The organism is Streptomyces hesseae, assembly GCF_031845785.1.
Taxonomy (GTDB): domain Bacteria; phylum Actinomycetota; class Actinomycetes; order Streptomycetales; family Streptomycetaceae; genus Streptomyces; species Streptomyces hesseae.
Map to the genome: position 1 here is coordinate 134,725 of NZ_JAVRFI010000014.1, position 26,390 is coordinate 161,114.

Here is a 26,390-nt window from a genome sequence, read left to right on the forward strand (position 1 = left end):
ACGCCCCTCGTGGCGGGCACGCGTCGTGCCCCACACTGGTGGGCGGTGCCTCATGGGGCCCGGAGCGCGGCAGGTCCGGCGTGCCGGACCGGAATCCCCCCGATGTCCGACGCCGCGTCGGCTCCCCGGCCGCCGTACGTCCAGCCGCTCGTTCTGCCGCCTCAGCAGCGATCACCTGGAGGTCGCCCCCGTGCAGACCCGGACCCCGACCCTGAAGGCCCCGGCCCACCCGCTGGCGGCGGTGCCCCAGCAGGCCGAGCCGCCAGCGTCCGAGACCCTGGCCCTCCCCGACGATCCCGCCCCGGAGCCGGTCCCCGAACGGGCCGAACGGGCCGCACGGGCCGATACGAGCGGCCCCTCCTCCGACCTCTTCCGCCAGTATCTGAGGGAGATCGGCCGGATCCCGCTGCTCTCCGCCGCCGAGGAGGTGGATCTCGCCCGCCGTGTCGAGGCGGGCCTGTTCGCCGAGGAGAAGCTCGGCAGCACCCCGGACCTCGACACCCAGCTCGCCCTCGACCTCGACCGGCTGGTCGTGCTCGGCAGGATGGCCAAGCGCCGTCTCATCGAGGCGAATCTGCGCCTCGTCGTCTCCGTCGCCAAGCGCTACATCGGCCGCGGGCTGACGATGCTCGACCTCGTCCAGGAGGGAAACCTCGGTCTCATCAGGGCGGTTGAGAAGTTCGACTACGCGCGCGGCTACAAGTTCTCGACGTACGCGACCTGGTGGATCCGTCAGGCGATGTCCCGGGCGCTGGCCGACCAGGCCCGGACCATCCGCGTCCCCGTCCACGTCGTCGAGCTGATCAACCGCGTGGTGCGCGTCCAGCGCCGGATGCTCCAGGAGCGCGGCTACGAGCCCACAGCCGAGGAGGTCGCCGCCACCCTCGACCTGTCGGAGGAACGCGTCAGCGAGGTCCTGCGGCTGGCCCAGGAACCGGTGTCGCTGCACGCGCCCGTCGGCGAGGAGGACGACGTCGCCCTCGGCGACCTCATCGAGGACGGCGACGCCGCCTCGCCCGTGGAGTCGGCCGCCTTCCTGCTGCTGCGCGAACACCTGGAGGCCGTGCTCTCCACCCTCGGCGAGCGCGAGCGCAAGGTCGTCCAGCTGCGCTACGGGCTCGTCGACGGCCGGCCGCGCACCCTGGAGGAGATCGGCCGGATCTTCGGCGTCACCCGGGAGCGCATCCGCCAGATCGAGTCCAAGACCCTCAACAAGCTGCGCGACCACGCCTTCGCCGACCAGCTGCGCGGCTATCTGGACTGAGCGGGCTCACACGGGTACACGGGTCACTGACCGCGTCTCACCGGCCCGCGTCGAAGGCTCCCGGGTGGGTCTGCTCGCGCACGGTCGCGTACTGCTGGCGCACCGCCTGCCCGACCGCCACATCCTCGCCCGCGACGTCGAAGACCTGACTGGCCGCCGCGGGCCACAGCGGGGGCTGCTGCGGGGACAGCACGCCCTGCTGCGCGCCCAGCGCCCAGGCCGCCTGCCGGGCCGCGCCCAGCGCCGCGTAGTCGGCCGGCTGCGGCACGACGACCTGCGCCCCGAACAGCGACGGCGCGATCGCCTGCACGGCCGGCAGCTCGGCCGTCGCGCCCAGCAGGAACACCCGGCGCACCTCGACACCGCGCCCGCGCAGCACGTCCAGGGCGTCCGTGAGGCCGCACAGCATGCCCTCGAAGGCCGCCCGGGCCAGGTGCTCGGGCTTCATGCTCTCGCGCCGCAGACCGGACAGGGTGCCCGCCGTGTGGGGCAGGTGCGGGGTCCGCTCGCCCTCCAGGTAGGGCAGGAGCACCAGGCCGTAGGAGCCGGCGGAGGAGCGCAGGGCGAGCTCGGAGAGGCCCGGCAGGTCCGTGCCGAGCATCTCGGCGGTGCCGCGCAGTACCCGCACGGCGTTGAGCGTGTGGACGACGGGCAGGTGCATGCCGGTCGCGTCGGCGAAGGACGTGATGGTGCCGGTCGCGTCCGCGAGCGCGGAGTGGTGGACGGCGAAGACGGAGCCCGAGGCGCCCAGCGAGACCACCGCGTCGCCCGGCCCCACGCCCAGCCCGAAGGCCGCCGCCATCGTCTCGCCCGTACCGGCGGAGATCAGCAGCCCCTCGGGGGTGTGCCCGGCCGGCTCGGCGGGCCCCAGCACGTCCGGGAGCGTCGCCTGGCGGCCCAGGGCCAGCTCCACCAGATCGGGCCGCCACTCGCCCGTGGCCGCCGACCAGAAGCCCGTGCCGGAGGCGTCGCCGCGGTCGGTCGCGCAGCGTACCGGGCGGCCCAGCAGCTGCCAGACCAGCCAGTCGTGCGGCTGGAGGACCGTGGCCACCCGGGCCGCGGACTCCGGCTCGTTACGGGCCAGCCAGCGCAGCTTCGCCACGGCCTGCCCGGCCTGCGGCACCGAACCGACGGCCTCCGCCCACGCGGCCCGGCCGCCCAGGGCGTCGGTCAGCTCGGCCGCGGCGGCCTGGACGCGCTTGTCGTTGCCGAGGAGGGCGGGACGGACGAGGACGCCGCCCGCGTCCAGCGTCAGCAGCCCGTGCTGCTGCGCGGCGACGCCGATGGCCTGGACGCCCTCCAGGACTCCGCCGGTGGCCGCCTCGCCCAGCGAGATCAGCCATGCCTGTGGGTCACCCTCCGGAGCGGACGCCGGATGGGGCGCGTAGCCCTGCCGCAGCACGGCTCCCGACTCCGCGTCGCAGACGACGACGCTCGTGCCCTCGGAGGAACTGCCCAACCCCGCGACTATGCCCATGCCGAGATGATGCCAAACCTTTTGGCATCGGCGGCATCCGGACGGCCATTCGAGTGCCGGTCAGGTGTTGCTCGTGCCCCAGTCGTCCTCGACGCCGCCCTGTCCCCGCTCGCGCAGGGAGCGGATCCGCTCCGCGACGGGGCCGGGCAGCCGGTCCCCGACCTTGTCGAACGTCCGGGTGACGAGGGCCCGGCCGTTCACGGCGGCGGTCTCGGCGGTGTTGCGCACCGCCGGGTTCTGCGCGATCCGCCGCGCGCCCTTGCGCAGCTCCTCGTACCGCTCGCGCCCGGCGCGCGCGCCGAGCACGTACCCCACAGCCGCGCCGGTGATGAAGGTCAGCCGGTAGCGCATCGCGCCCGTCCTTCCGTTGGGTCCGCTGAGCCCGCCGCCAGCCGCCTACCCGGCCGGGCCGAAGGTCACTCCCGGGGCCTGCGGGGATACCGATTGGCGGAGCACCCCCCTGCTTGCGCTAATGTATGTCTCGCAGCGAGCGCGCGCCGCCCGGGAGACCGGCCGGACGAGCATTCGAGGCAAACGCGACAATCCCCTGTAGCTCAATTGGCAGAGCAGCCGACTGTTAATCGGCAGGTTACTGGTTCGAGTCCAGTCGGGGGAGCGCGGTCCCCTGTAGCTCAATTGGCAGAGCAGCCGACTGTTAATCGGCAGGTTACTGGTTCGAGTCCAGTCGGGGGAGCAGTGAGATCAGGACCCCTCGGGGTCCTTTTTTCATGCCGGAAACCGCCGGAAGCGGGAACCGAACCGGCGTGATCGAAGTCCTCATGGTCAGACCGATCACACGATACGGACCCACCGGGGCAGCAGATCGTATGAGCGGCTATGCTGCGGCAGACGGCGCGCACAGTTGTGCGCGACGCGCCGTGAACGGGGCGGTAGCTCAGCCGGTTAGAGCAGCGGACTCATAATCCGTCGGCCGTGGGTTCGAGTCCCACCCGCCCCACACGCGCGGTTCAGGTGCAGAAACGATCTCGCCTGCCGTTTCGACGCCCCGACCGGGATCTTCCGGCCGGGGCGCGGTGTTTTCCGGGGGCGTACGCTGGCGCGGCGCCCGGTGTGACACCGGTCTCACCCCGGCCGACGGTGGGCCGGCGTGGGGGACGGCACGGGGGCGGCCGCCGGAATAGGCCGCCTTCCCCGCCTGTTGGCGTGCTTGGGCCACACTGGCCCGGACGCGACGGACAACCGGAAGCGGGAAGGCGCTCATGAGCAGCAGCACCGTGGAGCTCACCAAGGACAACTTCGACGAGGTCGTCTCCGGCAACGGATTCGTGCTCATCGACTTCTGGGCCGAGTGGTGCGGCCCGTGCCGGAACTTCGCCCCCGTCTTCGAGCGGGCGGCCGGGCGCCACCAGGACCTGGTGTTCGCCAAGGTGGACACCGAGGCACAGCCCGAGCTCGCGGCGACGTTCGAGATCCGGTCGATCCCCACGCTGATGATCGTGCGGGACAACATCGCCGTGTACGCCCAGCCCGGCGCGCTGCCGGAGGCCGCGCTGGAGGACATCATCGGGCAGGCGCGGGCCCTGGACATGGACGAGGTGCGGGCCTCGGTGGAGCAGGCCCGGACCGAGGGGGCGGCGGCTCCCGGCAACGATGGGTGAGCTGCTGCTGATCCGGCACGGCGAGACGGCCTGGAGCCGGGACGGCCGGCACACCAGCTGGACGGACCTCCCGCTGACCGAGCGCGGGGAGCGGGAGGCCGAGGCGCTGCGGCCGGCGCTGGAGGGGCGCGACATCGCCCTGGTGCTCACCAGCCCCCGGGTCAGGGCCGTGCGCACGGCCGAGCTGGCGGGGCTGAAGGGCGCGGAGACCGAGCCGGATCTGCGGGAGTGGGACTACGGCGGCTACGAGGGCGTCACCACGGCCGCCATCCAGCGGGACCGGCCGGGCTGGTTCCTCTTCGACGACGGGGTCGCGCCCGGTCCGCCGGAGCACCCCGGCGAGTCACCGGAGGAGGTCGGCGCCCGTGCCGACCGGGTGCTGGCCCGGATCGTCTCCCGCCTGGCGGACGGTGTCCCCGGTGACGTCGCGCTGGTCGCCCACGGGCACTTCCTACGGGTGCTGACGGCTCGTAGGCTCGGGCTGCCGCCGTCGGCCGGCGCGCTGTTCCGGCTGGACACCGGCACGGTCAGCCGCATCGGCACCGAGCACGGCCGCCCCGCCCTGGTCGCCTGGAACGGGCGTGTCGGAGCCTGAGGGCGGCCGCCGGGCGCAGGATGATCGGGGCGGTTTCCGCTTCGTAGAGTCGTCCACTTCACAGACCACTTCATAGAGGAGACAGCGTGGCCACCAACCGCATCGCCACCACCGTCTGGAACGGTGAGCTGATCAAGGGCAACGGCGAGATCGCCTTCGAGTCGTCCGGCATCGGGACGTACCCGGTCACCTGGGCCTCCCGCGCCGAGCAGGCCAACGGCAGGACCAGCCCGGAGGAGCTGATCGCGGCCGCCCACTCCAGCTGCTTCTCCATGGCCCTCTCGCACGCCCTGACCGGCGCCGGCACCCCGCCCACCCGGCTGGAGACCAAGGCCGAGGTGACCTTCCAGCCCGGCGAGGGCATCACCGGCATCCACCTCTCCGTCCGCGGCGAGGTGCCGGGTCTGGACGAGGAGGGCTTCGCCGCGGCGGCCGAGGGCGCCAAGAAGAACTGCCCGGTCAGCCAGGCGCTCACCGGGACGACGATCACCCTGGCCGCCGAGCTCGCCTGACGTCTCCCGTGTGCCGTCTACGCGAGCTTCGCGTAGACGATCAGGTTGCCCGCGCAGGTGACCAGGCGGAGCGCCTTCTCCCGGGTCTCCCCGTAGACCTTCCGCGTGGGGAAGGCGCTCTCGGTCACCTTCTCCGTGCCGGTGACCGTGAAGTGCAGTATCTTGCCGTCGCCGCGCTCGACGTCGATCACGTCGCCCTCCTTGATCCTGTGCAGGTCCTGGAAGACGGCCTTGCCGTCGAGGGTCGCGTCATGGCCGATGATCACGGCGGCGCCCCGGGTGCCCGGCCTGGCGCTGCCCCGGTACCAGCCCGCGACCCTGCCCTTCTCCGGCGGCGGCACCCGCACGGCGCCGTCGTCGCCGCGGCCCAGCCGCATCAGCGGGCTGTCCACGCCGAGGGACGGGATGGCGACCCGGGACGGCTCCTCGGCCTGCGCCGGGCCGCCGATGACCTTGCCGGTCCCGCCGCCCGGCGTACAGGCGCAGGCGCCGAGCAGCACGGCGGCCACCACCAGCAGCAGGGCCGTCAGGGAGCGGCGGAAGCGGGGCGTGGACGTGGACATGGACATGCGCCCCAACCTAGGACCCGCCCCAGCGCTCCCGCCTCGGCCGAACGGCCACTCCGCCCTCCGCCGGGAGGCGGACCGTGCCGGGAGTGCCGCCGCTAGGGAATCAGCCGCTGGAACAGCCCCCACGTGAACTCCGCGACGTACTCCCCGCGCACCCCGGCCGCGTCCGGCGCCGTGAAGGCCAGCCGCCAGCGCGTGGGGGCGGTGCCCTCCATCGGCCGGGCGGGTGGGAAGGCCCGGGCGACCTCGTCCACCGTGCAGGACCAGGGCAGCAGCTCCTCGACCGTACGCGGCACGGCCGGCCCGGCCCCGGGCGCGCGGACCAGCCACTCGTTCCACACCGCGCCGCCGGGGGCGCTCAGCACCTCGAAGCGCAGCCCGGGCCAGAGCGGCACCGGCCAGGACGCCGCCTCGAAGGCCAGATCGCCGACGCGGCGCTCTCCGGTGCTCTCCGGCGGGCCCAGGACGGAGCGGTAGCGGGGCCCGGCGCCCCGGCCGCGCGGGGAGCGCGTCATGGCCTGCCAGCGGCGGTTGGCCTCACGCATCTCGGCGCGTCCGACGCCCAGTTCGCGCAGCGCGTCCTCGACCAGTCCGGGCTGGTGGTCGGCCATCCGGCGCAGCAGCACGAGCTGGAACTCCAGGGGCCCGAAGGCGGCGACGGGCCCGGGGGCGGGCTCGGAAGACGGTCTCATGCGTGCCATCGTGGCGCACCCGCCCCGCCTTTCGGCAACGCATCGGAAAACCTCGGCGAGTTGGCCGGCCGCGTACCCCGAAGTCGTCCTTCGCGGAACCTTTACCTACCGGCAGCCGTGAGCTGGCCCGGAGGCCGCCCACGCCGAGGTCGCGGCCGGTACGGTCTGTGGCCATGACGGAACTCGACCCCCAGCGCACCGCACTCGTCCTCGTCGACCTCATGGAGCGCCTCGTGGCGTTGCCCCTCGCGCCCCACCCGGGCGACGAAGTGGCGCAGACGGCGGCGGAGTTGGCGCGTTCCTTCCGCAAGGCGGGGGCGCCGGTGGTGGTCGTCCGGGTGGAGCGGCCCGGCGTCGCCGAACAGCCTCCCGGCAGCGGGCTGCTCCCGGGGGTCGCGGAGCCGGGGGACATCGAGATCGTCAAGCGGACGGTGGGCGCGTTCCACGGCACCGGGCTCGACGACCGGCTGCGCGAGCGCGGGGTGCGGACGCTGGTGCTCGCCGGGGTCGCCACCAACCTCGGGGTGGAGTCGACCGGCCGGGCGGCCGCCGACCACGGCTACGAGCTCGTCTTCGTCGAGGACGCGATGAGCGCGCTGACGGCCGAGGAGCACCGGGCGTCGGTGGCGCTGGACATGCCGCGGCTGGGGACGGTCGTCACGGCGGGGGAGCTGCGGCTGCCCGCGTAGGCGTCGGCGGCCGTCTGCGGCGTCAGGCCTGTTCGCCCAGCATCCGCCTCAGCAGGTCCCGCAGCGTGGCGCGCTCCGTCTCGGACAGCCCGGCCAGCGGCTCGCGCGCGAAGTGCAGCGACTCCCGCAGCCGGGCGGCCGTTCGTCGGCCCTCCTCTGTCGCCGCCGCGAGCTTGACCCGGCGGTCGTCCGGGTCGGGGCGGCGCTCGACCAGGTCCCGGGCCTCCAGCCGGTCGACGATCCCCGTGATGTTCGACGGCTCGCACTTCAGCTTCAGGGCGATCTTCCGCATCGGCAGCGGCTCCCGGGCCAGCAGGGCCAGGACGCGGGCCTGGGCGCCGGTGAGCGAGTGCCTGGCGGCCGCCTCCTCGTACTCCTCGTGGTAGCGCGCGACGACGGTCGCGATGAGGTCGACCACCTCGAGGGTCAGGGCGTCGGCGGGTCGCGGAGGGGGTGTCATGCAAACCAGACTACTCGGTTACTTGACATAGTGAAATATCGAGGCACATGATTGGTTGAGGTTCTTAAGTATCTGGAGGGTTGTTCCCATGACCGCCACAGCCGCCCGCATTCCCGAGACCGCCCGGGAGTGGCACCTCGTCGCCCGCCCCGTGGGCTGGCCCAAGCCGGAGGACTTCGCCCTGCGCGAGGTTGCCCTCCCCGAGGTCGCCGAGGGCCAGATCCTGGTCCGCAACGTCCACCTGTCCGTCGACCCCTACATGCGCGGCCGCATGGACGAGCGCGAGTCCTACATCCCGCCGTACCAGCTGGACCGGCCGATGGACGGCGGCGCGGTCGGCGAGGTCGTTGCCTCGCGGGCCGAGGGCTTCGAGCCCGGCGACCACGTCCTGCACGGCCTCGGCTGGCGTGACTACGCGGTGGTCGACGCCACCCGCGCCGCCAAGGTCGACCCGAAGATCGCCCCGCTCTCCGCCTACCTCGGCGTACTGGGCATGCCCGGCATGACCGCCTACGCGGGCCTGCTGGAGGTCGCCTCCTTCAAGGAGGGCGACACCGTCTTCGTCTCCGGCGCCGCCGGTGCCGTCGGCAGCCTCGTCGGCCAGATCGCCCGGCTCAAGGGCGCCGCGCGCGTCATCGGCAGCGCGGGCTCGGCCGAGAAGGTCCGCGTGCTGCGCGAGGAGTACGGCTTCGACGCCGCCTTCAACTACAAGGACGGCCCGGTCGTCGACCAGCTGAAGGCCGCGGCCCCCGACGGCATCGACGTCTACTTCGACAACGTCGGCGGCGAGCACTTCGAGGCGGCGCTGAGCGCCCTCAACCTCCACGGCCGCGTCACCATCTGCGGCATGATCGCCCAGTACAACGCCACCGAGCCCGTGCCCGGCCCGCGCAACATGGTCAACATCCTGGCCAAGCGGCTGCGCGTCCAGGGCATGATCGTCTCGGACCACGACGCGCTGCGCCCGCAGTTCGTCGAGGAGGTCGGCGGCTGGATCCGCTCCGGCGAGCTCAAGGTCCGCGAGACCGTCGTCGAGGGCATCGAGCACAACGTCGACGCGTTCCTCGGACTGCTGCGCGGCGAGAACACCGGAAAGATGATCGTCACGCTCTGACGGCACGGGGCCGCCCACCCGGGCGGCTACGATGTGCCGCCATGCGAGATCTTGTGACGGGCATGTCGTACCTGGTCAAGGGCCAGCGCTGGGTGGGGCGCAACCGCCGGCAATGGGGCTTCGGGCTGCTGCCCGGGCTGATCACCCTGATCGGGTACGCGGCGGCGATGACCGCGCTCGTCTTCTGGGCCGACGACGTCGTCGACTGGGCCACGCCCTTCGCCGACGGCTGGGGCTCGCCCTGGCTCGGCCTCTTCCGCGGCGCGCTGACGGCGCTCTTCTTCGGCGGCTGCCTGCTGCTGGCGATGCTCTCCTTCACCGCGGTGACGCTGCTCGTCGGACAGCCCTTCTACGAGGCGCTGTCCGAGCGGGTCGACCTGGCGGAGGGCGGCAGTGCCCCGTCGTCCGGGCTGCCGCTCTGGCGCGAGCTGTGGATCTCGGCCCGCGAGAGCCTCGCCGTGCTCGTCCGGGCCGCGTCGTGGGGCGTCCTCTTCTTCGCCCTGGGCTTTGTGCCCTTCGTCGGCCAGACGGTGGTCCCGGCCATCGGCTTCTGCTTCTCCGGCTTCTTTCTGACGGAGGAACTCTCCGCCGTCGCCCTTCAGCGACGCGGGGTGCCGCTGCGTCAGCGGCTGGAACTGCTGCGCTCCCGCAAGCTGCTGGTGCTGGGCTTCGGAGTGCCGCTGACCCTGCTCTTCCTGGTGCCGCTCGTCGCGGTGTTCGTGATGCCGGGCGCCGTGGCGGGGGCGACGCTGCTGGCGCGGGACCTGATGGGGGAGGACGAGGCGGCGGAGGCCGCCACCGAGTTCACGGCGGAGGTCCGGGAGTAACCAGGGGCCATGCCCCCGGCCGCTCCCGGACCTCGAACCCCTGGTGTTACTCCCGGCCCGCCGACGTGAAGGTCATGTCCGGGTAGCGGTCGCCGGCCACCTTGCCGGCGATGGGCTCCAGGGCCGCCAGCTCGTCCGCCGTCAGCTCGACGCGGGTGGCACCCACGTTCTCCTCCAGACGGGAGCGCTTGCGCGTGCCCGGGATCGGAACGACCGTCAGGCCCTCCACCGCCGCCCGCTGCTGCACCCACGCCAGCGCGACCTGGGCGAGCGTGACGCCCCGCGCCTCGGCGATCCGCCGCAGCGGCTCCAGCAGGGCGACGTTCGACGAGGCGTTGTCACCCGTGAAGCGCGGCTGGGTACGGCGCCAGTCGTCGGACGACAGCTCCTTCTCGGCGTTCGCGAAAGCACCCGTCAGGAAGCCGCGGCCCAGCGGCGAGTACGGCACGAGGGCGACGCCCAGCTCACGGGCCACCGGGACGACGTTCTCCTCGATGTCCCGGCTGAAGAGCGACCACTCCGACTGCACGGCGGCGATCGGGTGCACGGCGTGCGCCTCGCGCAGCTCGCTGCCCGTGACCTCGCTCAGGCCCAGGTGCTTGACCTTGCCCTCCGCCACCAGCTCGGCCATCGCGCCCACCGACTCCGCCAGCGGGACGGCGGGGTTGCGGCGGTGCATGTAGTAGAGGTCGATCTGCTCCACGCCCAGCCGCCGCAGGCTGCCCTCGACCGCCTCACGGATGTACGCGGGCTCATTGCGGATGACGCGCTTCGCGGTGTTCGTCGGGTCCTCGGGGTCCGGGGAGATCGCGAACTTCGTCGCCAGCACCACGTGTTCCCGGTTGGCCTGAATGAAGGGGGCGATGAACTTCTCGTTCTCGCCCATCCCGTACATGTCGGCGGTGTCATAGAGGGTGACGCCCAGCTCCAGCGCCCGCTCCAGCGTCGCCCGGGCCTCCCCCTCGTCCGTCGTCGGGCCGTAGGCGAAGCTCATGCCCATGCAGCCCAGGCCCTGGACGCCGACCTCCGGGCCGCCGTTGCCGAGGGCCACGCGTGCGATCTTCTCGTTGCTCATCTGTCATGCCCCTTCGGACGCCCGGCGGGCGTCGGCATAGATGTCGATCTTGTAGTCCAGTACTTCCAGCGTGCTGCGCAGCTCCGCGATGCGCATCCGCACGTCGTCGCGGTGCGCGCTCAGCAGCCGTTCGCGCTCGGGGAAGGTGTGCTCGCCCTGGCGGACCAGTTCCGCGTAGCGGACCATGTCGGCCACCGGCATCCCGGTCAGCCGCAGCCGGCCCACCAGGTCCAGCCAGTCCAGGTCGCGGTCGGTGTAGCGGCGCTGCCCCGTGTGGGAGCGGTCGACGTGCGGCATCAGCCCGATCCGCTCGTACCAGCGCAGGGTGTGCGCGGACAGCCCGGCGTACGTGGCCACTTCGCTGATCGTGTAGCGCTCCCGGCCCTCCGGGCGGCGCTGACGCTGGCGGGCGAGCGGGGAGCAGCGGCGGTCGTCCACCGCTCCGGCCGGCGCGCTCTCGGTGTCCATCAATGTCATTGCCGCATCCCCTCGCTCACCCCGTGCGGTGCGTCCCCAACGCTAGAGAGTTGGAGTGCACTCGAAGCAAGCGGGATCCCGACGTGATCCGGCCCGATCCCCCCTCGCGTTAGGCTCCTTGCCATGGAAAGCCTGCGGATGATCGAGAACTGGCCCGTCAAGACCGCGGCGGCCGTCGTCGTACGCGCCGACGGCACCTACGCGGGTGCGCACGGCCCGACCCGCCACCGTTTCCCGCTGGCCTCCGTCACCAAACCGCTGGCCGCGTACGCCGCGCTGATCGCCGTCGAGGAAGGCGCGATCGAGCTCGACGAGCCGGCCGGCCCGCCCGGTGCCACGGTGCGTCATCTGCTCGCCCACACCTCCGGCCTCGCCTTCGACGAGTACCGCTCCATGGCCGAGCCGGGCTCCCGGCGGCTGTACTCCAACGCCGGCTTCGACGCCCTGGGCGACCACATCGCCAAGGCCACGGACATCCCCTTCGCCGAGTACCTCCGGCAGGCGGTGCTGGAGCCCCTCGGCATGACCTCCACGGACCTGCCCGGCTCGCCCGCGAAGGACGGCGTGTCGACGGCTCTGGACCTGGCCCGGTTCGCCGCCGAGCTCCAGGCGCCGCGACTGCTGTCGCGCACCACGCTGGACGAGGCCACGACGGTGGTCTTCCCCGGTGTGACGGGCGTGCTGCCCGGCTACGGGCACCAGCGGCCCAACGACTGGGGCCTCGGCTTCGAGATCCGGGACGGCAAGTCCCCGCACTGGACGGGCACGTCGTCCTCGCCGCGGACGTTCGGCCACTTCGGCCAGTCCGGCACGTTCCTGTGGGTCGATCCGGACCTGGGCGCGGCATGCGTAGCCCTGGCGGACCGGGCCTTCGGCTCCTGGGCGATCGAGGCCTGGCCGCTGTTCACGAACGCCGTGATCGCCGAACTCCGCGCGGGGTAATCGGGCGGGAGGGCGGGCGAATCCCGGCGCGTAGCGCCGGGGCTACTCAAAACGCGGCTCCGCGTGCATCTCCCACACGAGCAACTCCACGGCGGAGCCGATCGCGTCAGCCGTGATGCCGGAGGCATCGAGAACCCGAGCCGCGTCGCCCTCACGCAACACCTCGCCGGCCAGCCGCGCCGCGCCGCGTACCACGTGCACGTACAACCAAGGCGCGTCCGGCAGCGCGGCCTGCCCGCCCGGGGGGAGGCGCCGGACATGCAGCACCGCCTCCGCCCTCTCCAACGCGTACGGCGTCCCGTCGGCGATCCCCCGCACCACCTCGTACGACGGTTCGCCCCCGAAATCGGACGGCGTCAGCCACATCTGTACGAACCGCAGTGGAACGGACCCCGCGTTGCGTTCGGTGTGCCGGACGCCGGAGCCGGCGCTCAGCCGCTGGAGGTCGCCGGGGCGGACGGTCACGGTCCGCCCGGTGGAGTCCTCGTGCGTGAGCTCGCCCTCGATCACCCAGGTGACGATCTCGACGTCCCGGTGCGGATGCTCGGCGAAGCCCGCGCCGCCCGCCAGCCGCTCCTCGTTGCAGGCCGCGAGCGGGCCGAACCGTACATTGTCGGGGTCGTAGAAGCCCGAGAAGGAGAAGGCGTGCCAGGTCTCGATCCCGGCCGCCGGATCGCCGCCGCGGAAGCGATCGGCGGCCCGCTGCACGTACGTCATCGGCCCACCGTAGCCCCGCCGGGCGCCCCGGAGGGGTCCCGGCGGCTCCGTATCGCACCCGAATAAGGCAGGCTTGTCCCCGTGCCCGAACCAGCCGCTCATCCCCCCCACCCCCACCGCGCCACCCTCCGCAACCTGGAACAGTCATCCGGGACGCTGGCCGCCGCGGCCATCGCCCGCATGGACGCCCAGCTGCCGTGGTACCGGGCGATGCCCCCGGAGAACCGGTCGTGGATCGGCCTGGTCGCCCAGGCCGGTATCGCGGCGTTCACGGAGTGGTTCCGGCATCCGGAGACACCGCAGGCCATCAGCACGGACGTGTTCGGCACGGCGCCGCGCGAGCTGACCCGGGCGATCACCCTGCGCCAGACCGTGGAGATGGTCCGGACGACCATCGAGGTCATGGAGTCGGCCATCGACGAGGTGGCCGCCCCCGGCGACTCGTCGGCGCTGCGCGAGGCGCTGCTGGTCTACGCCCGGGAGATCGCCTTCGCCACGGCCCAGGTGTACGCCCAGGCCGCCGAGGCGCGCGGCGCCTGGGACGCCCGGCTGGAGTCGCTGGTCGTCAACGCGGTGCTGTCGGGCGAGGCCGACGAGGGCGCCCTGTCGCGCGCGGCCGCGCTGGGCTGGAGCGCTCCGGCGCATGTCGCGGTGGTGCTGGGCACGGCGCCCAACGGGGACAGCGAGCTGACCGTCGAGGCCATCCGCCGGGCGGCGCGCCACGCCAAGCTTCAGGTCCTCACGGGCGTGCTGGGCGACCGGCTGGTGGTGATCGCGGGCGGTTCGGACAATCCGCTCCAGACGGCGAAGGCGCTGATCGGCCCGTTCGCGGCGGGCCCCGTGGTGGCCGGGCCGGTGGTGCCCGACCTGCTGGCGGCGACGAAGTCCGCGCAGGCCGCGGCGGCCGGGCTCAAGGCGTGCGCCGCCTGGCCGGACGCCCCCCGGCCCGTACTCGCGGACGATCTCCTGCCGGAGCGGGCGATGGCCGGAGACCCGGCCGCCCGTGAGCAGTTGGTGGAGGAGATCTACAGACCGCTGGAGGAGGCGGGCTCGGCCCTGCTGGAGACGCTGAGCGTCTATCTGGAGCAGGCCAGCAGCCTGGAGGGCGCGGCGCGGATGTTGTTCGTCCACCCCAACACCGTGCGATACCGGCTGCGACGTGTGACGGACGTCACCGGATGGTCACCCTCCGATGTCCGCTCCGCCTTCACTCTGCGCATCGCACTGATCCTCGGGCGGCTGGCCGACGCGGAGTGACACACTTACGCTTTTGTTGAACGCCAACAATTCCCCTGACGGTTCTTGGTCCCTGTCCTCACGGGTGGGCGGAGCCGTCCACGAGAGAGAGTGTGAGGGTGCTCGTACTCGTCGCTCCCGGCCAGGGCGCTCAGACGCCCGGCTTCCTGACCCCTTGGCTCGACCTCCCAGGTGTTGAAGACCGCCTGCGTGAGTGGTCGGCTGCCATTGACCTGGACCTTGTCCACTACGGCACGGCCGCCGACGCCGACGAGATCCGTGACACCGCCGTGGCCCAGCCGCTGCTGGTGGCCTCCGCGCTGCTCTCCGCCGGGCAGCTGTTCCCCACCGCCGGTGACCTCTCCCGCCTCGTGGGCGCCGTCGCCGGGCACAGCGTGGGCGAGCTCGCCGCCGCCGCGCTCACGGGCGTGCTGTCCGAGGAGGAGGCCATGCGGCTGGTGCGCAAACGCGGGCTGGCCATGGCCGAGGCCGCCGCGGTCACCGAGACCGGGATGTCCGCCCTGCTGGGCGGCGAGCAGGACGTCGTCCTGCCGCACCTGGAGAAGCTGGGCCTGACCCCCGCGAACGTCAACGGCGCGGGCCAGATCGTGGCCGCCGGTACGGCGGAGCAGCTGGCGGCGCTGGCCGAGGACAAGCCCGAGGGCACCCGTCGTGTGGTGCCGCTCAAGGTGGCGGGCGCCTTCCACACCCACCACATGGCACCGGCCGTCTCGGTCCTGGAGTCGGCGGTCGCGGAGCTCACGCCTGCCGCCCCCCACACCCGTTACGTCTCCAACAAGGACGGCGCCGTCGTCGCCGGCGGCCCCGAGGTCGTCGCGCGGCTGGTCGGCCAGGTGGCCAACCCGGTCCGCTGGGACCTGTGCATGGAGACCTTCAAGGAGCTGGGCGTCACGGCCATGATCGAGGCGGCGCCCGGTGGCACCCTCGTGGGGCTGGCCAAGCGCGCCCTGCCGGGTGTCACTACGCTCGCGCTCAAGACCCCGGAGGACCTCGACGCCGCCCGCGCGCTCATCGCCGAGCACGCCGGCGCCGAAGTCACCCCGGCCGAATAAGGAGCCCGAGAAGCATGACCGCGAAGATCAAGCCCGCCAGGGGCGCCGCGTACGCGCGCATCATGGGCGTCGGCGGTTACCGTCCCGTCCGTGTGGTGCCGAACGAGGAGATCCTCAAGCACATCGACTCCTCGGACGAGTGGATCCGCTCGCGCTCGGGCATCGCCACCCGCCACTGGGCCGGCCCGGAGGAGACCGTCAGCGCGATGTCCCTGGAGGCCGCCGGCAAGGCGATCGCCGACGCGGGCATCACCGCCGACCAGATCGGCGCCGTCATCGTCTCGACGGTGTCGCACTTCAAGCAGACCCCGGCCGTCGCGACCGAGATCGCCCACAAGGTGGGCGCGGGCAAGCCCGCCGCCTTCGACATCTCGGCCGGCTGCGCGGGCTTCGGCTACGGCCTGGCCATGGCCCGGGACATGGTGACCGGCGGCTCCGCCGAGCACGTCCTGGTCATCGGTGTCGAGCGGCTCTCGGACCTCACCGACCTGGAGGACCGCGCGACGGCCTTCCTGTTCGGCGACGGCGCCGGCGCGGTGGTCGTCGGACCGTCCGCCGAGCCCGCCATCGGCCCGGTCGTCTGGGGCTCCGAGGGCGACAAGGCGGAGACGATCAAGCAGACCGTCGCCTGGGACGTCTACCGCGAGGAGACGGACGTCCGCTTCCCCGCCATCACCCAGGAGGGTCAGGCGGTCTTCCGCTGGGCCGTCTTCGAAATGGCGAAGATCGCCCAGCAGGCGCTGGACGAGGCGGGCGTCAGCCCCGAGGACCTGGACGTCTTCATTCCGCACCAGGCCAATATGCGGATCATCGATTCGATGGTGAAGACCCTCAAACTGCCGGAGAGCGTCACGGTCGCCCGTGACGTGGAGACCACGGGCAACACTTCCGCGGCCTCCATCCCGCTCGCCATGGAGCGGCTCCTGGCCACCGGCGCGGCGAAGAGCGGGGACACCGCGCTCCTCATCGGCTTCGGGGCGGGTCTCGTGTACGCCGCCACGGTCGTTACCCTCCCCTAGGCGGGATTCCCGGAACGGCACCCGCTGCCGGCCGCCGAGGACCCCGCCACCCCAGCAGTTCCCTTAATCAGCAGCACATCGCAAATGCATAGAAGGAGCGCCACCATGGCCCACACCCAGGAGCAGATCCTCGAGGGTCTCGCCGAAATCGTCAACGAGATCGCCGGCATCCCGGTCGAGGACGTCAAGCTGGACAAGTCCTTCACCGACGACCTGGACGTCGACTCGCTGTCCATGGTCGAGGTCGTCGTGGCCGCCGAGGAGCGCTTCGAGGTCAAGATCCCGGACGAGGACGTCAAGAACCTCAAGACGGTCGGCGACGCCGCCGAGTACATCCTGAAGCACCAGGTCTGACCGTAGCGTTCGTCGCCACCCCGGCGGTGGCGGTTCCAGCACCTCTACACGTGGAGACAGAATCCCGATGAACTCGACCAATCGCACCGTGGTCGTCACCGGTATCGGCGCAACCACACCGCTGGGTGGCGACAGCGCTTCGACCTGGGAGGGTCTGCTCGCCGGCCGCTCCGGCATCAAGCAGCTGGACGGCGAGCGCTTCGCCGACCTCCCGGTCCGTATCGCCGCCCCCGTGGCGGTCGACCCCGCCGACGTCCTGCCCCGCCCCCTGGTCCGCAAGCTGGACCGCTCGGCGCAGCTCGCGCTGATCGCGGCGCGCGAGGCCTGGGCCGACGCGGGCTTCGCCGACAAGGCCGGCCCCGACGCCGGCGTCACCCCCGAGCGGCTGGGCGCGGTCGTCGCCTCCGGCATCGGCGGCGTGACCACCCTGCTCGACCAGTACGACGTGCTCCGGGAGAAGGGCGCCCGTCGCGTCTCCCCGCACACCGTGCCGATGCTGATGCCCAACAGCCCCTCCGCCAACGTCGGCCTGGAGGTGAACGCCCAGGCGGGCGTCCACACCCCGGTCAGCGCCTGCGCGTCGGGCGCCGAGGCCATCGGCTACGCCTTCGAGATGATCCGCTCCGGCCGCGCCGACGTCGTCGTCGCCGGCGGCACCGAGGCGGCCATCCACCCGCTGCCCGTCGCGGCGTTCGCCAGCATGATGGCGATGTCGAAGAACAACGACGAGCCCACCAAGGCCTCCCGCCCGTACGACAAGGCCCGTGACGGCTTCGTCCTCGGCGAGGGCGCCGGCATCGTCGTCCTGGAGTCGGCCGAGCACGCCGCCGCGCGCGGTGCCCGCGTCTACTGCGAGGTGCTGGGCCAGGGCCTGTCCGCCGACAGCCACCACATCGCGCAGCCGGAGCCGACCGGCCGCGGCATCGCGGCGGCGCTCCAGAACCTGCTCGACAGCAGCGACCTGAAGCCGGCGGAGGTCGTCCACCTCAACGCCCACGCCACCTCCACGCCGCAGGGCGACGCCGCCGAGATCAAGGCGCTGCGCAAGGTCCTGGGCGACGACCTCGACCACGTCGCGGTCTCCGCGACCAAGTCGATGACGGGCCACCTGCTGGGCGGCGCCGGCGGCATCGAGACGGTCGCGACCGTCCTCGCCCTGTACCACCGCACGGCCCCGCCGACCATCAACATCGACGAGCTGGACGAGGACATCGACGCGGACATCGTCCGCGACGAGCCCCGCCCGCTGCCGCAGGGCACGATCGCGGCGATCAACAACTCGTTCGGCTTCGGCGGCCACAACGTGGTGCTCGCGCTGCGCACGGTCTGACGGTCCCGCGACGATCGAAGGGCCCGCCCCGGCCGGGGCGGGCCCTTCGCGCTGCTCACTTCGTGAAGCTGGCGAAGTACGAGGCCGCCATGTCCTCGTCGCCGTGGCCCTGCTCGATCGCCCGGCGGAAGCGCTCGGCGCCCGCCGCCGCGACGTCGAGGCGCACCCCGGCGGCCTCCCCGGCCGCGACGATCAGCCGCGCGTCCTTCTCGGCCGTGGTGGTCGCGAAGGACGGCGGGGTGAGGGCGCCGTCCCTCAGCAGCCCGGCCTTGGCGCGCAGATAGCCCATGTCGAGCGGGCCGCCCGCGACCGCGTCCAGGAAACCGGCCGGGTCCACGCCCAGCCCGTCGGCCAGCGCGAGGGCCTCGGCGGTGCCGTGGGTGACGGCCAGCACCCAGCTGTTAATGACGAGCTTGAGCCGGGTCGCGGCGCCGCCCGCCGCGTCGTCCCCGACCCACACGGTCCGGGAGCCGATGGCGTCGAAGACGGGCGCCAGGGTGTCGCGGGTCTCCTCCGGCCCGGCGGCCAGCACCGTGAGCGTGCCCTCCTCGGCGGGGCGGCGGGTGCCCAGGACGGGGGCGTCGACCAGGACGAGGCCGTGCTCGCGGGCGAAGTCCGAGAGCACGGCCGTGCCGTCGAGCCCGGCGGTGGTGGACTGCGCCCAGACCGTCCCGGGGCGCAGGGCGGGGGCGGCGGCGCGCATCACGTCGAGGGCGGCCGGGCCGTCGTACAGCATGGTGACGACCACATCGGCGTCGGCGACCGCCTCGGCGGGCGTGTCCACGACGGTGACACCGTCCGCGGCCAGCGGCTCGGCCTTGCCGCGGCTACGGTTCCAGGCCCGGACGGACAGCCCGGCCCGGGCGAGATTGCGGGCCATGGCGAAGCCCATGATGCCGGTGCCGAGGACGGTGACGGTGGTGGTGCTGGGTGAGGTCATGCGCCGACGCTAGGCCTTGGAGCGGGCTCCAGCGCAAGGGCGCACCCCGTGTGCCGAACGGCGCGGGCCGTGGTCACACCACCTGGTGCAGCCACCGCACCGGCGCGCCCTCGCCCGCGTGGCGGAAGGGTTCCAGTTCGTCGTCCCACGGCTTGCCCAGCAGTTTCTCGACCTCCGCCCGGAGGTCCGTCTCGCCCCGGTCGGCGCGGGAGAGCGCGGCGCGGAGGCGGTCCTCCGGGATCAGGATGTCGCCGTGGATGCCGGTGACCGCGTGGAAGATGCCGAGGTCCGGGGTGGAGCTGTAGCGCTCGCCCTCGGCCGTGGCGCACGGCTCCGCGGTCACCTCGAAGCGCAGGAGATGCCAGCCGCGCAGCGCCGAGGCGAGTTTGGAGGCGGTGCCCACCTGGCCCTGCCAGGAGAGCTCGGAGCGCCAGGTGCCGGGAGAGGCGGGCTGCCGGATCCAGTCGAGGGTGACGCGCGCGCCGAGGACACCGCCCACGGCCCACTCGACGTGCGGGCAGAGCGCTCGGGGCGCGGAGTGCACATACAGAACTCCACGTGTCGTCACCGGGTCCTCCAGTGCGGTTCGAGGTTCGCCTTCCCCAGCGGCCTCGCAGCCGAACCGGTCCCGCCCGGGACAGCATCAGACATTCTGCCCCAATGGCCACTCCCGCACCAGCCCGCGAGGTTACCAACAGTAAACACCATCGGGAGCAATTCTCCTGAAAAGGGACAGGATGTGACGTGTTGTGATTTGGTGCCGTCGTAGAGCGAAAGGCGGAGCGAAAGATGCCGGACCGACTCGATCACCCGGGAAAAAGCTACCGTGCGGGCGTGTCGCGGGCGTGACGTACCGTCGGACCCGGACAGATATCACCCGGCCGGAGGGGATCACGAGCATGAACGTCGCACGGGGGAAGAGGCGAGGGGCGGTCGGCAAAGCGGCCGTGGCGGTGGTCTGCGCCGCCCTGCTGGCCTCGGGCTGCGAGAGCGCCGGCGACGCCGGTGCCGCCGCCGGCGAGAAGCCGGCCGCCGCCCCGGCCAAGCCCAAGCCCGTCCGCCCGGCCTGGAACACCCGCCCCGCGTCCATCGCCTCCCTCGGCGACTCCATCACCCGTGGCTTCGACGCCTGTTCCATGCTCAAGGACTGCCCCGAGGCGTCCTGGGCCACCGGCACCTCCGTCGACAGTCTCGCCCGGCGGCTGCTGGCCTCGCCCGGGACCAGCAGCTGGAACCACGCCCGCACCGGCGCCCGGATGGCCGACCTGCCGGAGCAGATGCGCTCGGCCGTCGTCGACAAACCCCAGCTCGTGACGGTGCTGGTGGGGGCCAACGACGCCTGCCGTAAGAACGTGGACGACATGACCACCGTGGACGACTTCCGCGCCGACTTCGAGAAGTCGCTGCGGGAGCTGCGCACCGCCCTGCCGAAGTCCCAGGTGTATGTGGCCGGGGTGCCGGACCTGCGGCGGCTGTGGGCGGAGGGGCGCAAGAGCCTGATCGGGCCGGAGATCTGGAAGCTGGGCTCGGTCTGCCCGTCGATGCTGGCCGACGCCGTCTCCGACGACGCGGCGGCCGAGGCCCGGCGCGTACGGGTCGAGCAGCGGGTCCTCGAGTACAACACCGTGCTCAAGAGCGTCTGCGAGCGCGACGGGCTGTGCCGCTTCGACGCCTCGGTCCACGGCTACGACTTCAGTGGCCAGGCGCTCAGCAAGTGGGACTGGTTCCACCCCAGCAAGCAGGGGCAGGGCGAACTGGCGGACCTCGCCTACCGCACCGTCACCGCCGCCGAGCCGCCCACAGCGTAGGTCGCCGGGCAGGCCGCGGGGGCGGGATCTGTCAGGTGACCCCGCCCCCGCCCCACGCACGGCCCGGTCCGCCACCGGCGTACCCGGCGCGGAACCTCCGGCACCGGGGCCCGTACCCTCGCCCCGGACTCCCGGTGCCGACCGCGCCCGCGCGATGGCGCCCCGGGCCGTGACCGAAGGCGGGCACGGGTGGCCGCGACCGGCCCGTACCGCCTTCCGCCCCGCACGTTATCCGATGAACGAGCGCTTCTCATAAGCGAGTTCACCCGCGCGGGGACGTTCCGTGCGGATCGCTCCGCCCGTCACTCCGTGCTCTCGCGATGGGCGTGGAGATCGATGTCGAGGATGCCCTCCCACTCGGCGAGCTCCTCCATCAGCGGATGCGCAGATCCCTTGCCCTCCAGGCTCAGCACCACGCCCGCCTCCCTGACCTTGCCCCTGGCCCGTTCCGTGCCCTCCTCCGACTGCGCCCGGGCGTGGACCTGGACGTCCGTGACCCGGAAGCCGGACCGGGTGCACAGCTCCAGCACCCGGCCCAGCAGCCCCTTGCGGGTGCGGTAGGACAGGCTCAGCTCGACGTACTCCAGCGAGGGCGTCGCGGCCAGTCGCCGGGTCACCACCGGGAAGCCGCGCACCACCAGGAAGTGCACCGCGGCCGCCACGCCGCCCAGCAGGGGCAGCCCGCCGCCGCACGCCATCCCCACGGCACAGGTCAGCCAGATCGTGGCGGCCGTCGTCAGGCCGCGCACGGCGTCGCGGCGGACGAAGATCAGGCCACCGCCGATGAAGCCGATGCCCGAGACGATCTGCGCGGCGACCCGGGAGCCGTCGAACTGGCCCGCCCCCGAGAATCCGTGGATCGAGACCTCCATGAACAGCGCGCTGCCCACGCCGACCAGCGTGTGGGTGCGCAGCCCCGCGCTCTTCTGCTGGAGCTCCCGCTCCAGCCCGATGAGTGAGGAGAGCAGCAGGGCGAGTGCCAACTCGGCTAACTGGCGGGTGCCTTGACCCGCCCCGGGATCGAACAGTGGGGCGGCGTGGGCTCGCCCGGCGGATATCAGTGGGTCCATGAGGAGCTGCACTGAGTTCATCTCGCCATTGTGGCCTGAAATCGCCGCTGTACGAAGGGTGTTGACCAGCCTCTATCGCTCCATGCGGTCACGGTGATTTCCTTCCGTCCCATGAGACCCCGTGATATATCCCGGACGCCGGGCCCGCTCCGGCTGGCCGTCCTCGGCGCCGTCCTGCTCGCCTGCTCCCCTCTCACTCTCGCCGCCCCCGCCGGGGCCGTGCCCGCCGCCCCCGCGCTCACCGTGGAGGAACAGCGGCTCTCCGGGCCCGTACCGCAGGAGATCCTGCGCCGCAGCGGCTTCGACGACGTTGCCCCCGGCTTCGCCCGCGCCCTGGCCCGTACGCGCGGCGCCGCCGATGCCGAGCGTCTGGCGGCCGCCGACGGCCGGCGGCTGTGGCGGCGGGCAGTGGACCGGGCCCAGGGGCGCGGCCCGGACGGCGGCGATCTGAGCCGGGACGACGACCGGCCGCTGTACTGGGCGCGGCTGGGCATGACGCGGGCGCTGCGCGAGTGGCGGCCGGCGTTCCCGCTGCCGGAGCGGCGGCGCGCGGCCCTGGAGGCCGCCGTGGAGCGCGCCTCACGCGGCCAGGACTCCCTCGACCTCCCGGCGGGCGAAGCGGTGAAGCGGGTGCTGATCACCGGCTTCGACCCGTTCCAGCTCGACTCCGACATCCGCCGCTCCAACCCCTCCGGGGCGGCCGCGCTGGCCCTGGACGGCACCGTGATCGACACCCCGGCCGGCCCGGCGCGCGTGGAGGCGGCCGTCTTCCCGGTGCGCTGGACGGACTTCGCCGACGGCACGGTCGAACGCACCCTGCTCCCGTACTTCCGGCCCGGCCCCCGGCAGGTCGACCTGTTCACCACCATCAGCCAGGGCCGCCCCGGCCGCTTCGACGTCGAGCGCACGAACGGCGCCTGGCGCGGCGGCGCCCCGGACAACGCCAGGCTCTCGCGCACGGAGACCGTGCCCGTGCCGCCGGGAGTACCGACCGTGACCCCGCAGCCGCAGTGGACGACCACGACCCTGCCGTACGCGGCCATCACGGCGGCCACGACCGGCCCGTTCCCGGTGCGCGACAACACCTCCGTCACCGAGATCCCGGCGGGCGGCACGGAACCCGTTGCCCGGCCGGACGGCCCCACCCCGGGCTCGACGGCCCGCGCGGGAGGCGGGGGCGACTACCTCTCCAACGAGATCGCCTACCGCGCCACCCTGCTCCGCGACGCCGTGGGCCTGAAGGTGCCCGGCGGCCATCTCCACACCCCCGTGCTGAACTTCGGCGCGGGCAACACGGACCCCGCCACCGGGCGGATCACCGACCCCGCCTTCGTCCATGAGCGGATGGCGATCACCGCGCAGATCAGGGCCGTGCTCGCGGTGGCCGTGGGAGCCACGGCCGGGTCATGATGTGGGCATGATCATCGCAGCAGCGCAGTTCACCGCCCGGCCGTGCGACGTCACCGCAAACGTGACCCGCATGGCCGGCCTGGTCGCCGAGGCGGGCGAGCGGGGCGCGGCCCTCGTCGTCTTCCCCGAACTCGCCGTCACCGGCTACGAGCTCGACGCCATCACCGGCGACCCCGGCCGGCTGACCCTGGCCCCGGACGACGCCCGGCTCGACCCGCTGCGCGCGGCCTGCCGGACGGCGGGCGTCGCGGCGGCGGTGAACTGCGCCGGCCGCGCCCCGGCCGGCCCGACGATCAGCACCTTCGTGTACGGCCCCGACGGGGAGCTCCTCACCCGCTACGACAAGCGCCACGTCACGGAGACGGAGGCCGCCGCGGGCTTCACGACGGGCACGGAGGACGGCCGTTTCACACTGGCCGGGGTCGCCTTCGGCCTCGCCATCTGCTTCGACGCCCACTTCCCCGACCTCGCGTGCCGAGCCGCCGCCGACGGCTGCGACGTGCTGCTGGCGAGCTCGCTCTACGGCCGGGGCGGCGGCGCCCGCGAACGGATGGAGATCTTCCCCGCCCTGGCCGAATCCAACGGCCTCCACGTCCTGCTCGCCAACCACGTCGGCGAGGCAGGCCCCTACGACGCCTGCGGCCTGAGCGCGATATGGGGCCCGGACGGGGGATTGCTGGCAGAAGGACCGAGTGAAGAGGCGGGGCTGACACTGGCGAGGGTGGCCCCGTAAGGGGCGCGGGGCAGTGTCGATATGCGGCTGCCGCCGCGTGGGCGCGCCCAGCCCCCACCGGCCGTCAGTGGCAAATAAACCGCCGCTCCCCACCCCGATGCTCCGTGATCGGAGACCGGCACCCCCGAGGACAGGGCGCCGGCACAGCCGCCGAGTTAAGGGCCCGCTCCGGCGGATGCGCACACACCGAGCAGTACCAGGACGGCTGCTGTCCAGGCGTCACATCCCACCACATGGCGTTGTGACAGCGATTGCACCGCATCATGTCGGCCATCGTCGCGCGCCCGCACCCGCCCCGTCCCCGTTTCGGCCCCACCGCCACCCGTACCGGGGAGGTAGGGGGCGGTCAGCCCTCGCCCGGGGTGACCAGCCCCGATTCGTAGGCGAAGATGACCGCCTGCGCGCGGTCCCGGAGGTTCAGCTTCGCCAGGACCCGTCCGACGTGCGTCTTGACCGTCTGTTCGGCCAGCACCAGCCGGTCCGCGATCTCCTGGTTGGACAGGCCCCGCGCGATCAGCTCCAGCACCTCCGTCTCCCGGGGCGTCAGCCCGCCGGGGCGGACCGTGCCCGAGCGGCGGCGCGGGGCCGGGCGCTTGGCGAAGTCCGCGATGAGCCGACGGGTGACGGAGGGGGCCAGGAGCGCCTCGCCCGCGGCGACCACCCGGACCGCCGAGATCAGGTCGGCCGGCGGGGCGTCCTTGAGGAGGAAGCCGGAGGCGCCCGCGCGCAGCGCCTCGTAGACGTAGTCGTCGACGTCGAAGGTCGTCAGCATCAGCACCTTGGGCCGGTGCGTCACCCCTCGGGGCGGGTCGAGGATCTGCCGGGCCGCCTCCAGGCCGTCCATCTCCGGCATCCGGACGTCCATCAGCACCACGTCCGGGTGGGCGGAACGGCTCAGGGCCACGCCCTGCCGGCCGTCCGCCGCGTCGCCGACGACGTCGATGTCGGACTGGGCGGCCAGCAGCGCGGCGAAGCCCGCCCGCACCATGGCCTGGTCGTCGACGATGATCACCTTGATGGTCATACGGTGGGAGGTTCCTCTTCTGTACGCAGCGGGAGCCGGGCCGCGACCCGGAAGCCGCCCTCCGGCAGGGGGCCGGTGTCGAGCGTGCCACCCACCAGCCGGACCCGCTCCCGCATCCCGACCAGACCGTGGCCCGTGTCACCGGTCTCCAGCGGCGGAGTGTCCTCCTCCGGTGCCGCGTTGACGACCAGGACCACCAGGCCCGCCCCGTCCGGGTCCGGCGAGACCGAGACCCGGGTGGCCGAGCCAGGGGCGTGCCGGACGACATTGGCCAGGGCCTCCTGCACGATGCGGTAGGCGGACAGATCCACGGCCTGCGGCAGCGCGGGCAGTTCGGGCATCGACAGCTCCACCGGCACCCCCGCCCGTACCGTCGCCTCGACCAGTTGCGGGATCCGCTCGGCCCCCGGCTGCGGCGCCCGCTCGGCCGCGCCGGGACCGGCGGCGGTGTCCTCGTTGCGCAGCACGCCCAGCAGCCGGCGCATCTCCGTCAGCGACTCCCGGGCCGTTGCCGCGATCGACCCGAACTCCTCGCGGGCCGCGTCCGGGAGGCCCTCGATGCGGTACGGGGCGCTGTCCGCCTGCACGGTGATGACGGACATGTGGTGGGCGACGACGTCGTGCAGCTCACGGGCGATCCGGGCGCGCTCCTCCAGCAGGGTGCGGCGGGACCGTTCGGCCTCGCTGATGGTCTCCTGCTCGGCCAGCGCCCGCTGGGTGACGGCGCGTTCGCGCAGCAGGCCGCCGATGACGAGCAGCACCCCGCCGATGACGAACAGCGCCACCCAGGAGCCGTTGCTGCGCCCGGGGGCGATGAACTGGAAGACCACGCTGACCGCGCCCGTCAGCGTCCACACCGCGATCAGGGTGCGGTTGCGCTCGCGCAGGCCGACGGCGAGCAGAAGCAGCAGCTGACCGATGATGCCCATCGGCGTCCACGGCCAGGGCTGGAGGTGCGGGCCCGGCGGAAAGCCCAGGATGGCCGCCGCGCAGACCGTGTGGGCGGTGAAGGCGACCGCCCAGGCCAGTAGCGGCCGCCGCACGGCGAACAGCAGCGGCAGCACCTGGAAGAGGCCGAGCACCAGCGCCAGATCGGGGTTCAGGTGGTAGCCCTCGCCCAGGAACATGACGGTGACCGGCAGCAGGATGGCGACGAACACGATCGCCACGGCATACGGCAGCCGCCGGACGAAGCGGCGCGGGGAGTGGCCGAAGAGCGGGGTGGGCGGCCCGGCGGGGGTGAAGGTCTCACGCAGCCGGGCGAGCGGGGGCAAGGTCTTGGTGGACATGGCCCGACCAGCGTAGATCGCGGGCCCGCCACCGGGCGTCACACCACGGTGCCGACCCCGGGGGCCGGGTCATAC

Annotated in this window: 29 protein-coding genes and 3 tRNA genes; 19 read left to right on the forward strand and 13 right to left on the reverse strand. The window is 72.9% G+C overall.

The genetic code is table 11. The features are described from left to right. The first annotated feature begins 52 nt into the window (after window positions 1–52). Window positions 53–1,264 carry an RNA polymerase sigma factor gene (locus RM609_RS21520; protein ID WP_438828497.1) on the forward strand — a complete coding sequence of 404 codons (1,212 nt, stop codon included), beginning with the start codon at window positions 53–55 and terminating at the stop codon, window positions 1,262–1,264. A gap of 37 nt (window positions 1,265–1,301) precedes the next feature. Here RM609_RS21520 and RM609_RS21525 read toward each other — a convergent pair whose 3' ends face one another. After that, window positions 1,302–2,741: an FGGY family carbohydrate kinase gene (locus tag RM609_RS21525; RefSeq protein ID WP_311613128.1), complete on the reverse strand. Its 1,440-nt coding sequence runs from the start codon at window positions 2,739–2,741 to the stop codon at window positions 1,302–1,304. Between the two features lie 60 nt (window positions 2,742–2,801). Next, the gene (locus tag RM609_RS21530; protein WP_311613129.1) at window positions 2,802–3,092 is read right to left on the reverse strand and encodes a YtxH domain-containing protein; all 291 of its coding nucleotides are present in this window, start codon (window positions 3,090–3,092) and stop codon (window positions 2,802–2,804) included. Window positions 3,093–3,284: 192 nt separating this feature from the next. On the opposite strand from RM609_RS21530, the gene RM609_RS21535 reads away from it, so the two are divergent. From RM609_RS21535 to RM609_RS21560, 6 genes are all read left to right on the forward strand, one after another. Then, window positions 3,285–3,357 (forward strand) — tRNA-Asn (locus RM609_RS21535). Between the two features lie 5 nt (window positions 3,358–3,362). Continuing rightward, window positions 3,363–3,435 (forward strand) — tRNA-Asn (locus RM609_RS21540). Between the two features lie 190 nt (window positions 3,436–3,625). Further along, a tRNA-Ile gene (locus RM609_RS21545) sits at window positions 3,626–3,699 on the forward strand. A gap of 262 nt (window positions 3,700–3,961) precedes the next feature. Beyond that, window positions 3,962–4,360, forward strand: coding sequence for a thioredoxin (trxA, locus tag RM609_RS21550; RefSeq protein ID WP_311613130.1), 399 nt, complete (start codon window positions 3,962–3,964; stop codon window positions 4,358–4,360). After that, window positions 4,353–4,955 carry a histidine phosphatase family protein gene (locus tag RM609_RS21555; RefSeq protein ID WP_311613131.1) on the forward strand — a complete coding sequence of 201 codons (603 nt, stop codon included), beginning with the start codon at window positions 4,353–4,355 and terminating at the stop codon, window positions 4,953–4,955. Before trxA ends, RM609_RS21555 begins: the two co-directional genes overlap by 8 nt. Before the next feature lie 86 nt (window positions 4,956–5,041). After that, window positions 5,042–5,467, forward strand: a complete 426-nt coding sequence (locus RM609_RS21560) for an OsmC family peroxiredoxin (protein ID WP_311613132.1) — start codon at window positions 5,042–5,044, stop codon at window positions 5,465–5,467. A 17-nt stretch (window positions 5,468–5,484) separates the two neighbouring features. Here RM609_RS21560 and RM609_RS21565 read toward each other — a convergent pair whose 3' ends face one another. After that, window positions 5,485–6,036: a sortase domain-containing protein gene (locus RM609_RS21565; protein ID WP_311613133.1), complete on the reverse strand. Its 552-nt coding sequence runs from the start codon at window positions 6,034–6,036 to the stop codon at window positions 5,485–5,487. Between the two features lie 95 nt (window positions 6,037–6,131). Continuing rightward, window positions 6,132–6,728: a hypothetical protein gene (locus RM609_RS21570; protein WP_311613134.1), complete on the reverse strand. Its 597-nt coding sequence runs from the start codon at window positions 6,726–6,728 to the stop codon at window positions 6,132–6,134. Between the two features lie 173 nt (window positions 6,729–6,901). Here RM609_RS21570 and RM609_RS21575 point away from each other — a divergent pair, with 173 nt between their 5' ends. Then, window positions 6,902–7,417 carry an isochorismatase family protein gene (locus RM609_RS21575; RefSeq protein WP_311613135.1) on the forward strand — a complete coding sequence of 172 codons (516 nt, stop codon included), beginning with the start codon at window positions 6,902–6,904 and terminating at the stop codon, window positions 7,415–7,417. Between the two features lie 22 nt (window positions 7,418–7,439). Here RM609_RS21575 and RM609_RS21580 read toward each other — a convergent pair whose 3' ends face one another. Next, window positions 7,440–7,877, reverse strand: a complete 438-nt coding sequence (locus RM609_RS21580) for a MarR family winged helix-turn-helix transcriptional regulator (RefSeq protein WP_311613136.1) — start codon at window positions 7,875–7,877, stop codon at window positions 7,440–7,442. A gap of 88 nt (window positions 7,878–7,965) precedes the next feature. Between RM609_RS21580 and RM609_RS21585 the strand changes: the two genes are divergently transcribed. Both RM609_RS21585 and RM609_RS21590 read left to right on the forward strand, forming a co-directional pair. After that, complete coding sequence (locus RM609_RS21585) at window positions 7,966–8,991, forward strand: NADP-dependent oxidoreductase (protein ID WP_311613137.1); 1,026 nt, start codon at window positions 7,966–7,968, stop codon at window positions 8,989–8,991. 41 nt (window positions 8,992–9,032) lie between these two features. Beyond that, on the forward strand, window positions 9,033–9,818 hold the full coding sequence (locus RM609_RS21590; protein ID WP_311613138.1) for an EI24 domain-containing protein: 786 nt from the start codon (window positions 9,033–9,035) through the stop codon (window positions 9,816–9,818). 46 nt (window positions 9,819–9,864) lie between these two features. Here RM609_RS21590 and RM609_RS21595 read toward each other — a convergent pair whose 3' ends face one another. Together RM609_RS21595 and RM609_RS21600 are read right to left on the reverse strand one after the other, a co-directional pair. Beyond that, window positions 9,865–10,893 (reverse strand): aldo/keto reductase, encoded by a 1,029-nt coding sequence (locus RM609_RS21595; RefSeq protein ID WP_311613139.1) that lies wholly within the window; start codon window positions 10,891–10,893, stop codon window positions 9,865–9,867. Window positions 10,894–10,896: 3 nt separating this feature from the next. Further along, window positions 10,897–11,370, reverse strand: coding sequence for a MerR family transcriptional regulator (locus RM609_RS21600; protein WP_311613140.1), 474 nt, complete (start codon window positions 11,368–11,370; stop codon window positions 10,897–10,899). Window positions 11,371–11,493: 123 nt separating this feature from the next. On the opposite strand from RM609_RS21600, the gene RM609_RS21605 reads away from it, so the two are divergent. Beyond that, window positions 11,494–12,312, forward strand: a complete 819-nt coding sequence (locus RM609_RS21605; RefSeq protein ID WP_311613141.1) for a serine hydrolase domain-containing protein — start codon at window positions 11,494–11,496, stop codon at window positions 12,310–12,312. Window positions 12,313–12,354: 42 nt separating this feature from the next. On the opposite strand, the gene RM609_RS21610 is transcribed toward RM609_RS21605, so the two are convergent. Beyond that, window positions 12,355–13,029 (reverse strand): pirin family protein, encoded by a 675-nt coding sequence (locus RM609_RS21610; RefSeq protein ID WP_311613142.1) that lies wholly within the window; start codon window positions 13,027–13,029, stop codon window positions 12,355–12,357. An 81-nt stretch (window positions 13,030–13,110) separates the two neighbouring features. On the opposite strand from RM609_RS21610, the gene RM609_RS21615 reads away from it, so the two are divergent. The 5 genes from RM609_RS21615 (at window position 13,111) to fabF (ending at window position 18,041) form a co-directional block, all read left to right on the forward strand. Continuing rightward, entirely contained in the window at window positions 13,111–14,286 is a 1,176-nt protein-coding gene (locus RM609_RS21615; RefSeq protein WP_311613143.1) for a PucR family transcriptional regulator, read from the forward strand. A 98-nt stretch (window positions 14,287–14,384) separates the two neighbouring features. Beyond that, entirely contained in the window at window positions 14,385–15,338 is a 954-nt protein-coding gene (locus RM609_RS21620; RefSeq protein ID WP_311613144.1) for an ACP S-malonyltransferase, read from the forward strand. Window positions 15,339–15,352: 14 nt separating this feature from the next. Then, window positions 15,353–16,357 carry a ketoacyl-ACP synthase III gene (locus RM609_RS21625; RefSeq protein WP_126913985.1) on the forward strand — a complete coding sequence of 335 codons (1,005 nt, stop codon included), beginning with the start codon at window positions 15,353–15,355 and terminating at the stop codon, window positions 16,355–16,357. 105 nt (window positions 16,358–16,462) lie between these two features. Next, entirely contained in the window at window positions 16,463–16,711 is a 249-nt protein-coding gene (locus tag RM609_RS21630) for an acyl carrier protein (RefSeq protein WP_311613145.1), read from the forward strand. Window positions 16,712–16,778: 67 nt separating this feature from the next. Further along, window positions 16,779–18,041: a beta-ketoacyl-ACP synthase II gene (fabF, locus tag RM609_RS21635; RefSeq protein WP_311613146.1), complete on the forward strand. Its 1,263-nt coding sequence runs from the start codon at window positions 16,779–16,781 to the stop codon at window positions 18,039–18,041. 55 nt (window positions 18,042–18,096) lie between these two features. Here fabF and RM609_RS21640 read toward each other — a convergent pair whose 3' ends face one another. Both RM609_RS21640 and RM609_RS21645 read right to left on the reverse strand, forming a co-directional pair. Next, window positions 18,097–18,981, reverse strand: a complete 885-nt coding sequence (locus tag RM609_RS21640; RefSeq protein WP_311613147.1) for an NAD(P)-dependent oxidoreductase — start codon at window positions 18,979–18,981, stop codon at window positions 18,097–18,099. A 73-nt stretch (window positions 18,982–19,054) separates the two neighbouring features. Then, window positions 19,055–19,549 (reverse strand): DUF3145 domain-containing protein, encoded by a 495-nt coding sequence (locus RM609_RS21645; protein ID WP_311613148.1) that lies wholly within the window; start codon window positions 19,547–19,549, stop codon window positions 19,055–19,057. A 331-nt stretch (window positions 19,550–19,880) separates the two neighbouring features. Here RM609_RS21645 and RM609_RS21650 point away from each other — a divergent pair, with 331 nt between their 5' ends. Continuing rightward, a complete protein-coding gene (locus tag RM609_RS21650; protein WP_311613149.1) occupies window positions 19,881–20,789 on the forward strand; it encodes an SGNH/GDSL hydrolase family protein in 909 nt (302 codons plus the stop codon). A 302-nt stretch (window positions 20,790–21,091) separates the two neighbouring features. Here the strand turns inward: RM609_RS21650 and RM609_RS21655 are convergent, their stop codons facing one another. Beyond that, window positions 21,092–21,880 carry an MgtC/SapB family protein gene (locus tag RM609_RS21655; RefSeq protein WP_311613150.1) on the reverse strand — a complete coding sequence of 263 codons (789 nt, stop codon included), beginning with the start codon at window positions 21,878–21,880 and terminating at the stop codon, window positions 21,092–21,094. Between the two features lie 90 nt (window positions 21,881–21,970). On the opposite strand from RM609_RS21655, the gene RM609_RS21660 reads away from it, so the two are divergent. Next, window positions 21,971–23,269, forward strand: a complete 1,299-nt coding sequence (locus RM609_RS21660) for a PA0049 C-terminal domain-containing protein (RefSeq protein ID WP_311613151.1) — start codon at window positions 21,971–21,973, stop codon at window positions 23,267–23,269. 7 nt (window positions 23,270–23,276) lie between these two features. Next, window positions 23,277–24,002 (forward strand): carbon-nitrogen hydrolase family protein, encoded by a 726-nt coding sequence (locus RM609_RS21665; RefSeq protein WP_311613152.1) that lies wholly within the window; start codon window positions 23,277–23,279, stop codon window positions 24,000–24,002. A gap of 346 nt (window positions 24,003–24,348) precedes the next feature. Here the strand turns inward: RM609_RS21665 and RM609_RS21670 are convergent, their stop codons facing one another. Together RM609_RS21670 and RM609_RS21675 are read right to left on the reverse strand one after the other, a co-directional pair. Continuing rightward, entirely contained in the window at window positions 24,349–25,026 is a 678-nt protein-coding gene (locus tag RM609_RS21670; RefSeq protein WP_311613153.1) for a response regulator, read from the reverse strand. Next, complete coding sequence (locus RM609_RS21675; RefSeq protein WP_311613154.1) at window positions 25,023–26,315, reverse strand: sensor histidine kinase; 1,293 nt, start codon at window positions 26,313–26,315, stop codon at window positions 25,023–25,025. Before RM609_RS21675 ends, RM609_RS21670 begins: the two co-directional genes overlap by 4 nt. Window positions 26,316–26,390 lie beyond the last annotated feature (75 nt).

Bases quoted from the DNA above. Each gene is read 5' to 3' on its own strand.
- RM609_RS21520 (WP_438828497.1), top strand. From the start codon at position 53: ATGGGGCCCGGAGCGCGGCAGGTCCGGCGTGCCGGACCGGAATCCCCC.
- RM609_RS21525 (WP_311613128.1), bottom strand. From the start codon at position 2,741: ATGGGCATAGTCGCGGGGTTGGGCAGTTCCTCCGAGGGCACGAGCGTC.
- RM609_RS21530 (WP_311613129.1), bottom strand. From the start codon at position 3,092: ATGCGCTACCGGCTGACCTTCATCACCGGCGCGGCTGTGGGGTACGTG.
- trxA (WP_311613130.1), top strand. From the start codon at position 3,962: ATGAGCAGCAGCACCGTGGAGCTCACCAAGGACAACTTCGACGAGGTC.
- RM609_RS21555 (WP_311613131.1), top strand. From the start codon at position 4,353: ATGGGTGAGCTGCTGCTGATCCGGCACGGCGAGACGGCCTGGAGCCGG.
- RM609_RS21565 (WP_311613133.1), bottom strand. From the start codon at position 6,036: ATGTCCATGTCCACGTCCACGCCCCGCTTCCGCCGCTCCCTGACGGCC.
- RM609_RS21570 (WP_311613134.1), bottom strand. From the start codon at position 6,728: ATGAGACCGTCTTCCGAGCCCGCCCCCGGGCCCGTCGCCGCCTTCGGG.
- RM609_RS21575 (WP_311613135.1), top strand. From the start codon at position 6,902: ATGACGGAACTCGACCCCCAGCGCACCGCACTCGTCCTCGTCGACCTC.
- RM609_RS21580 (WP_311613136.1), bottom strand. From the start codon at position 7,877: ATGACACCCCCTCCGCGACCCGCCGACGCCCTGACCCTCGAGGTGGTC.
- RM609_RS21585 (WP_311613137.1), top strand. From the start codon at position 7,966: ATGACCGCCACAGCCGCCCGCATTCCCGAGACCGCCCGGGAGTGGCAC.
- RM609_RS21590 (WP_311613138.1), top strand. From the start codon at position 9,033: ATGCGAGATCTTGTGACGGGCATGTCGTACCTGGTCAAGGGCCAGCGC.
- RM609_RS21595 (WP_311613139.1), bottom strand. From the start codon at position 10,893: ATGAGCAACGAGAAGATCGCACGCGTGGCCCTCGGCAACGGCGGCCCG.
- RM609_RS21600 (WP_311613140.1), bottom strand. From the start codon at position 11,370: ATGACATTGATGGACACCGAGAGCGCGCCGGCCGGAGCGGTGGACGAC.
- RM609_RS21605 (WP_311613141.1), top strand. From the start codon at position 11,494: ATGGAAAGCCTGCGGATGATCGAGAACTGGCCCGTCAAGACCGCGGCG.
- RM609_RS21610 (WP_311613142.1), bottom strand. From the start codon at position 13,029: ATGACGTACGTGCAGCGGGCCGCCGATCGCTTCCGCGGCGGCGATCCG.
- RM609_RS21625 (WP_126913985.1), top strand. From the start codon at position 15,353: ATGACCGCGAAGATCAAGCCCGCCAGGGGCGCCGCGTACGCGCGCATC.
- RM609_RS21630 (WP_311613145.1), top strand. From the start codon at position 16,463: ATGGCCCACACCCAGGAGCAGATCCTCGAGGGTCTCGCCGAAATCGTC.
- fabF (WP_311613146.1), top strand. From the start codon at position 16,779: ATGAACTCGACCAATCGCACCGTGGTCGTCACCGGTATCGGCGCAACC.
- RM609_RS21640 (WP_311613147.1), bottom strand. From the start codon at position 18,981: ATGACCTCACCCAGCACCACCACCGTCACCGTCCTCGGCACCGGCATC.
- RM609_RS21650 (WP_311613149.1), top strand. From the start codon at position 19,881: ATGAACGTCGCACGGGGGAAGAGGCGAGGGGCGGTCGGCAAAGCGGCC.
- RM609_RS21655 (WP_311613150.1), bottom strand. From the start codon at position 21,880: ATGAACTCAGTGCAGCTCCTCATGGACCCACTGATATCCGCCGGGCGA.
- RM609_RS21660 (WP_311613151.1), top strand. From the start codon at position 21,971: ATGAGACCCCGTGATATATCCCGGACGCCGGGCCCGCTCCGGCTGGCC.
- RM609_RS21665 (WP_311613152.1), top strand. From the start codon at position 23,277: ATGATCATCGCAGCAGCGCAGTTCACCGCCCGGCCGTGCGACGTCACC.
- RM609_RS21670 (WP_311613153.1), bottom strand. From the start codon at position 25,026: ATGACCATCAAGGTGATCATCGTCGACGACCAGGCCATGGTGCGGGCG.
- RM609_RS21675 (WP_311613154.1), bottom strand. From the start codon at position 26,315: ATGTCCACCAAGACCTTGCCCCCGCTCGCCCGGCTGCGTGAGACCTTC.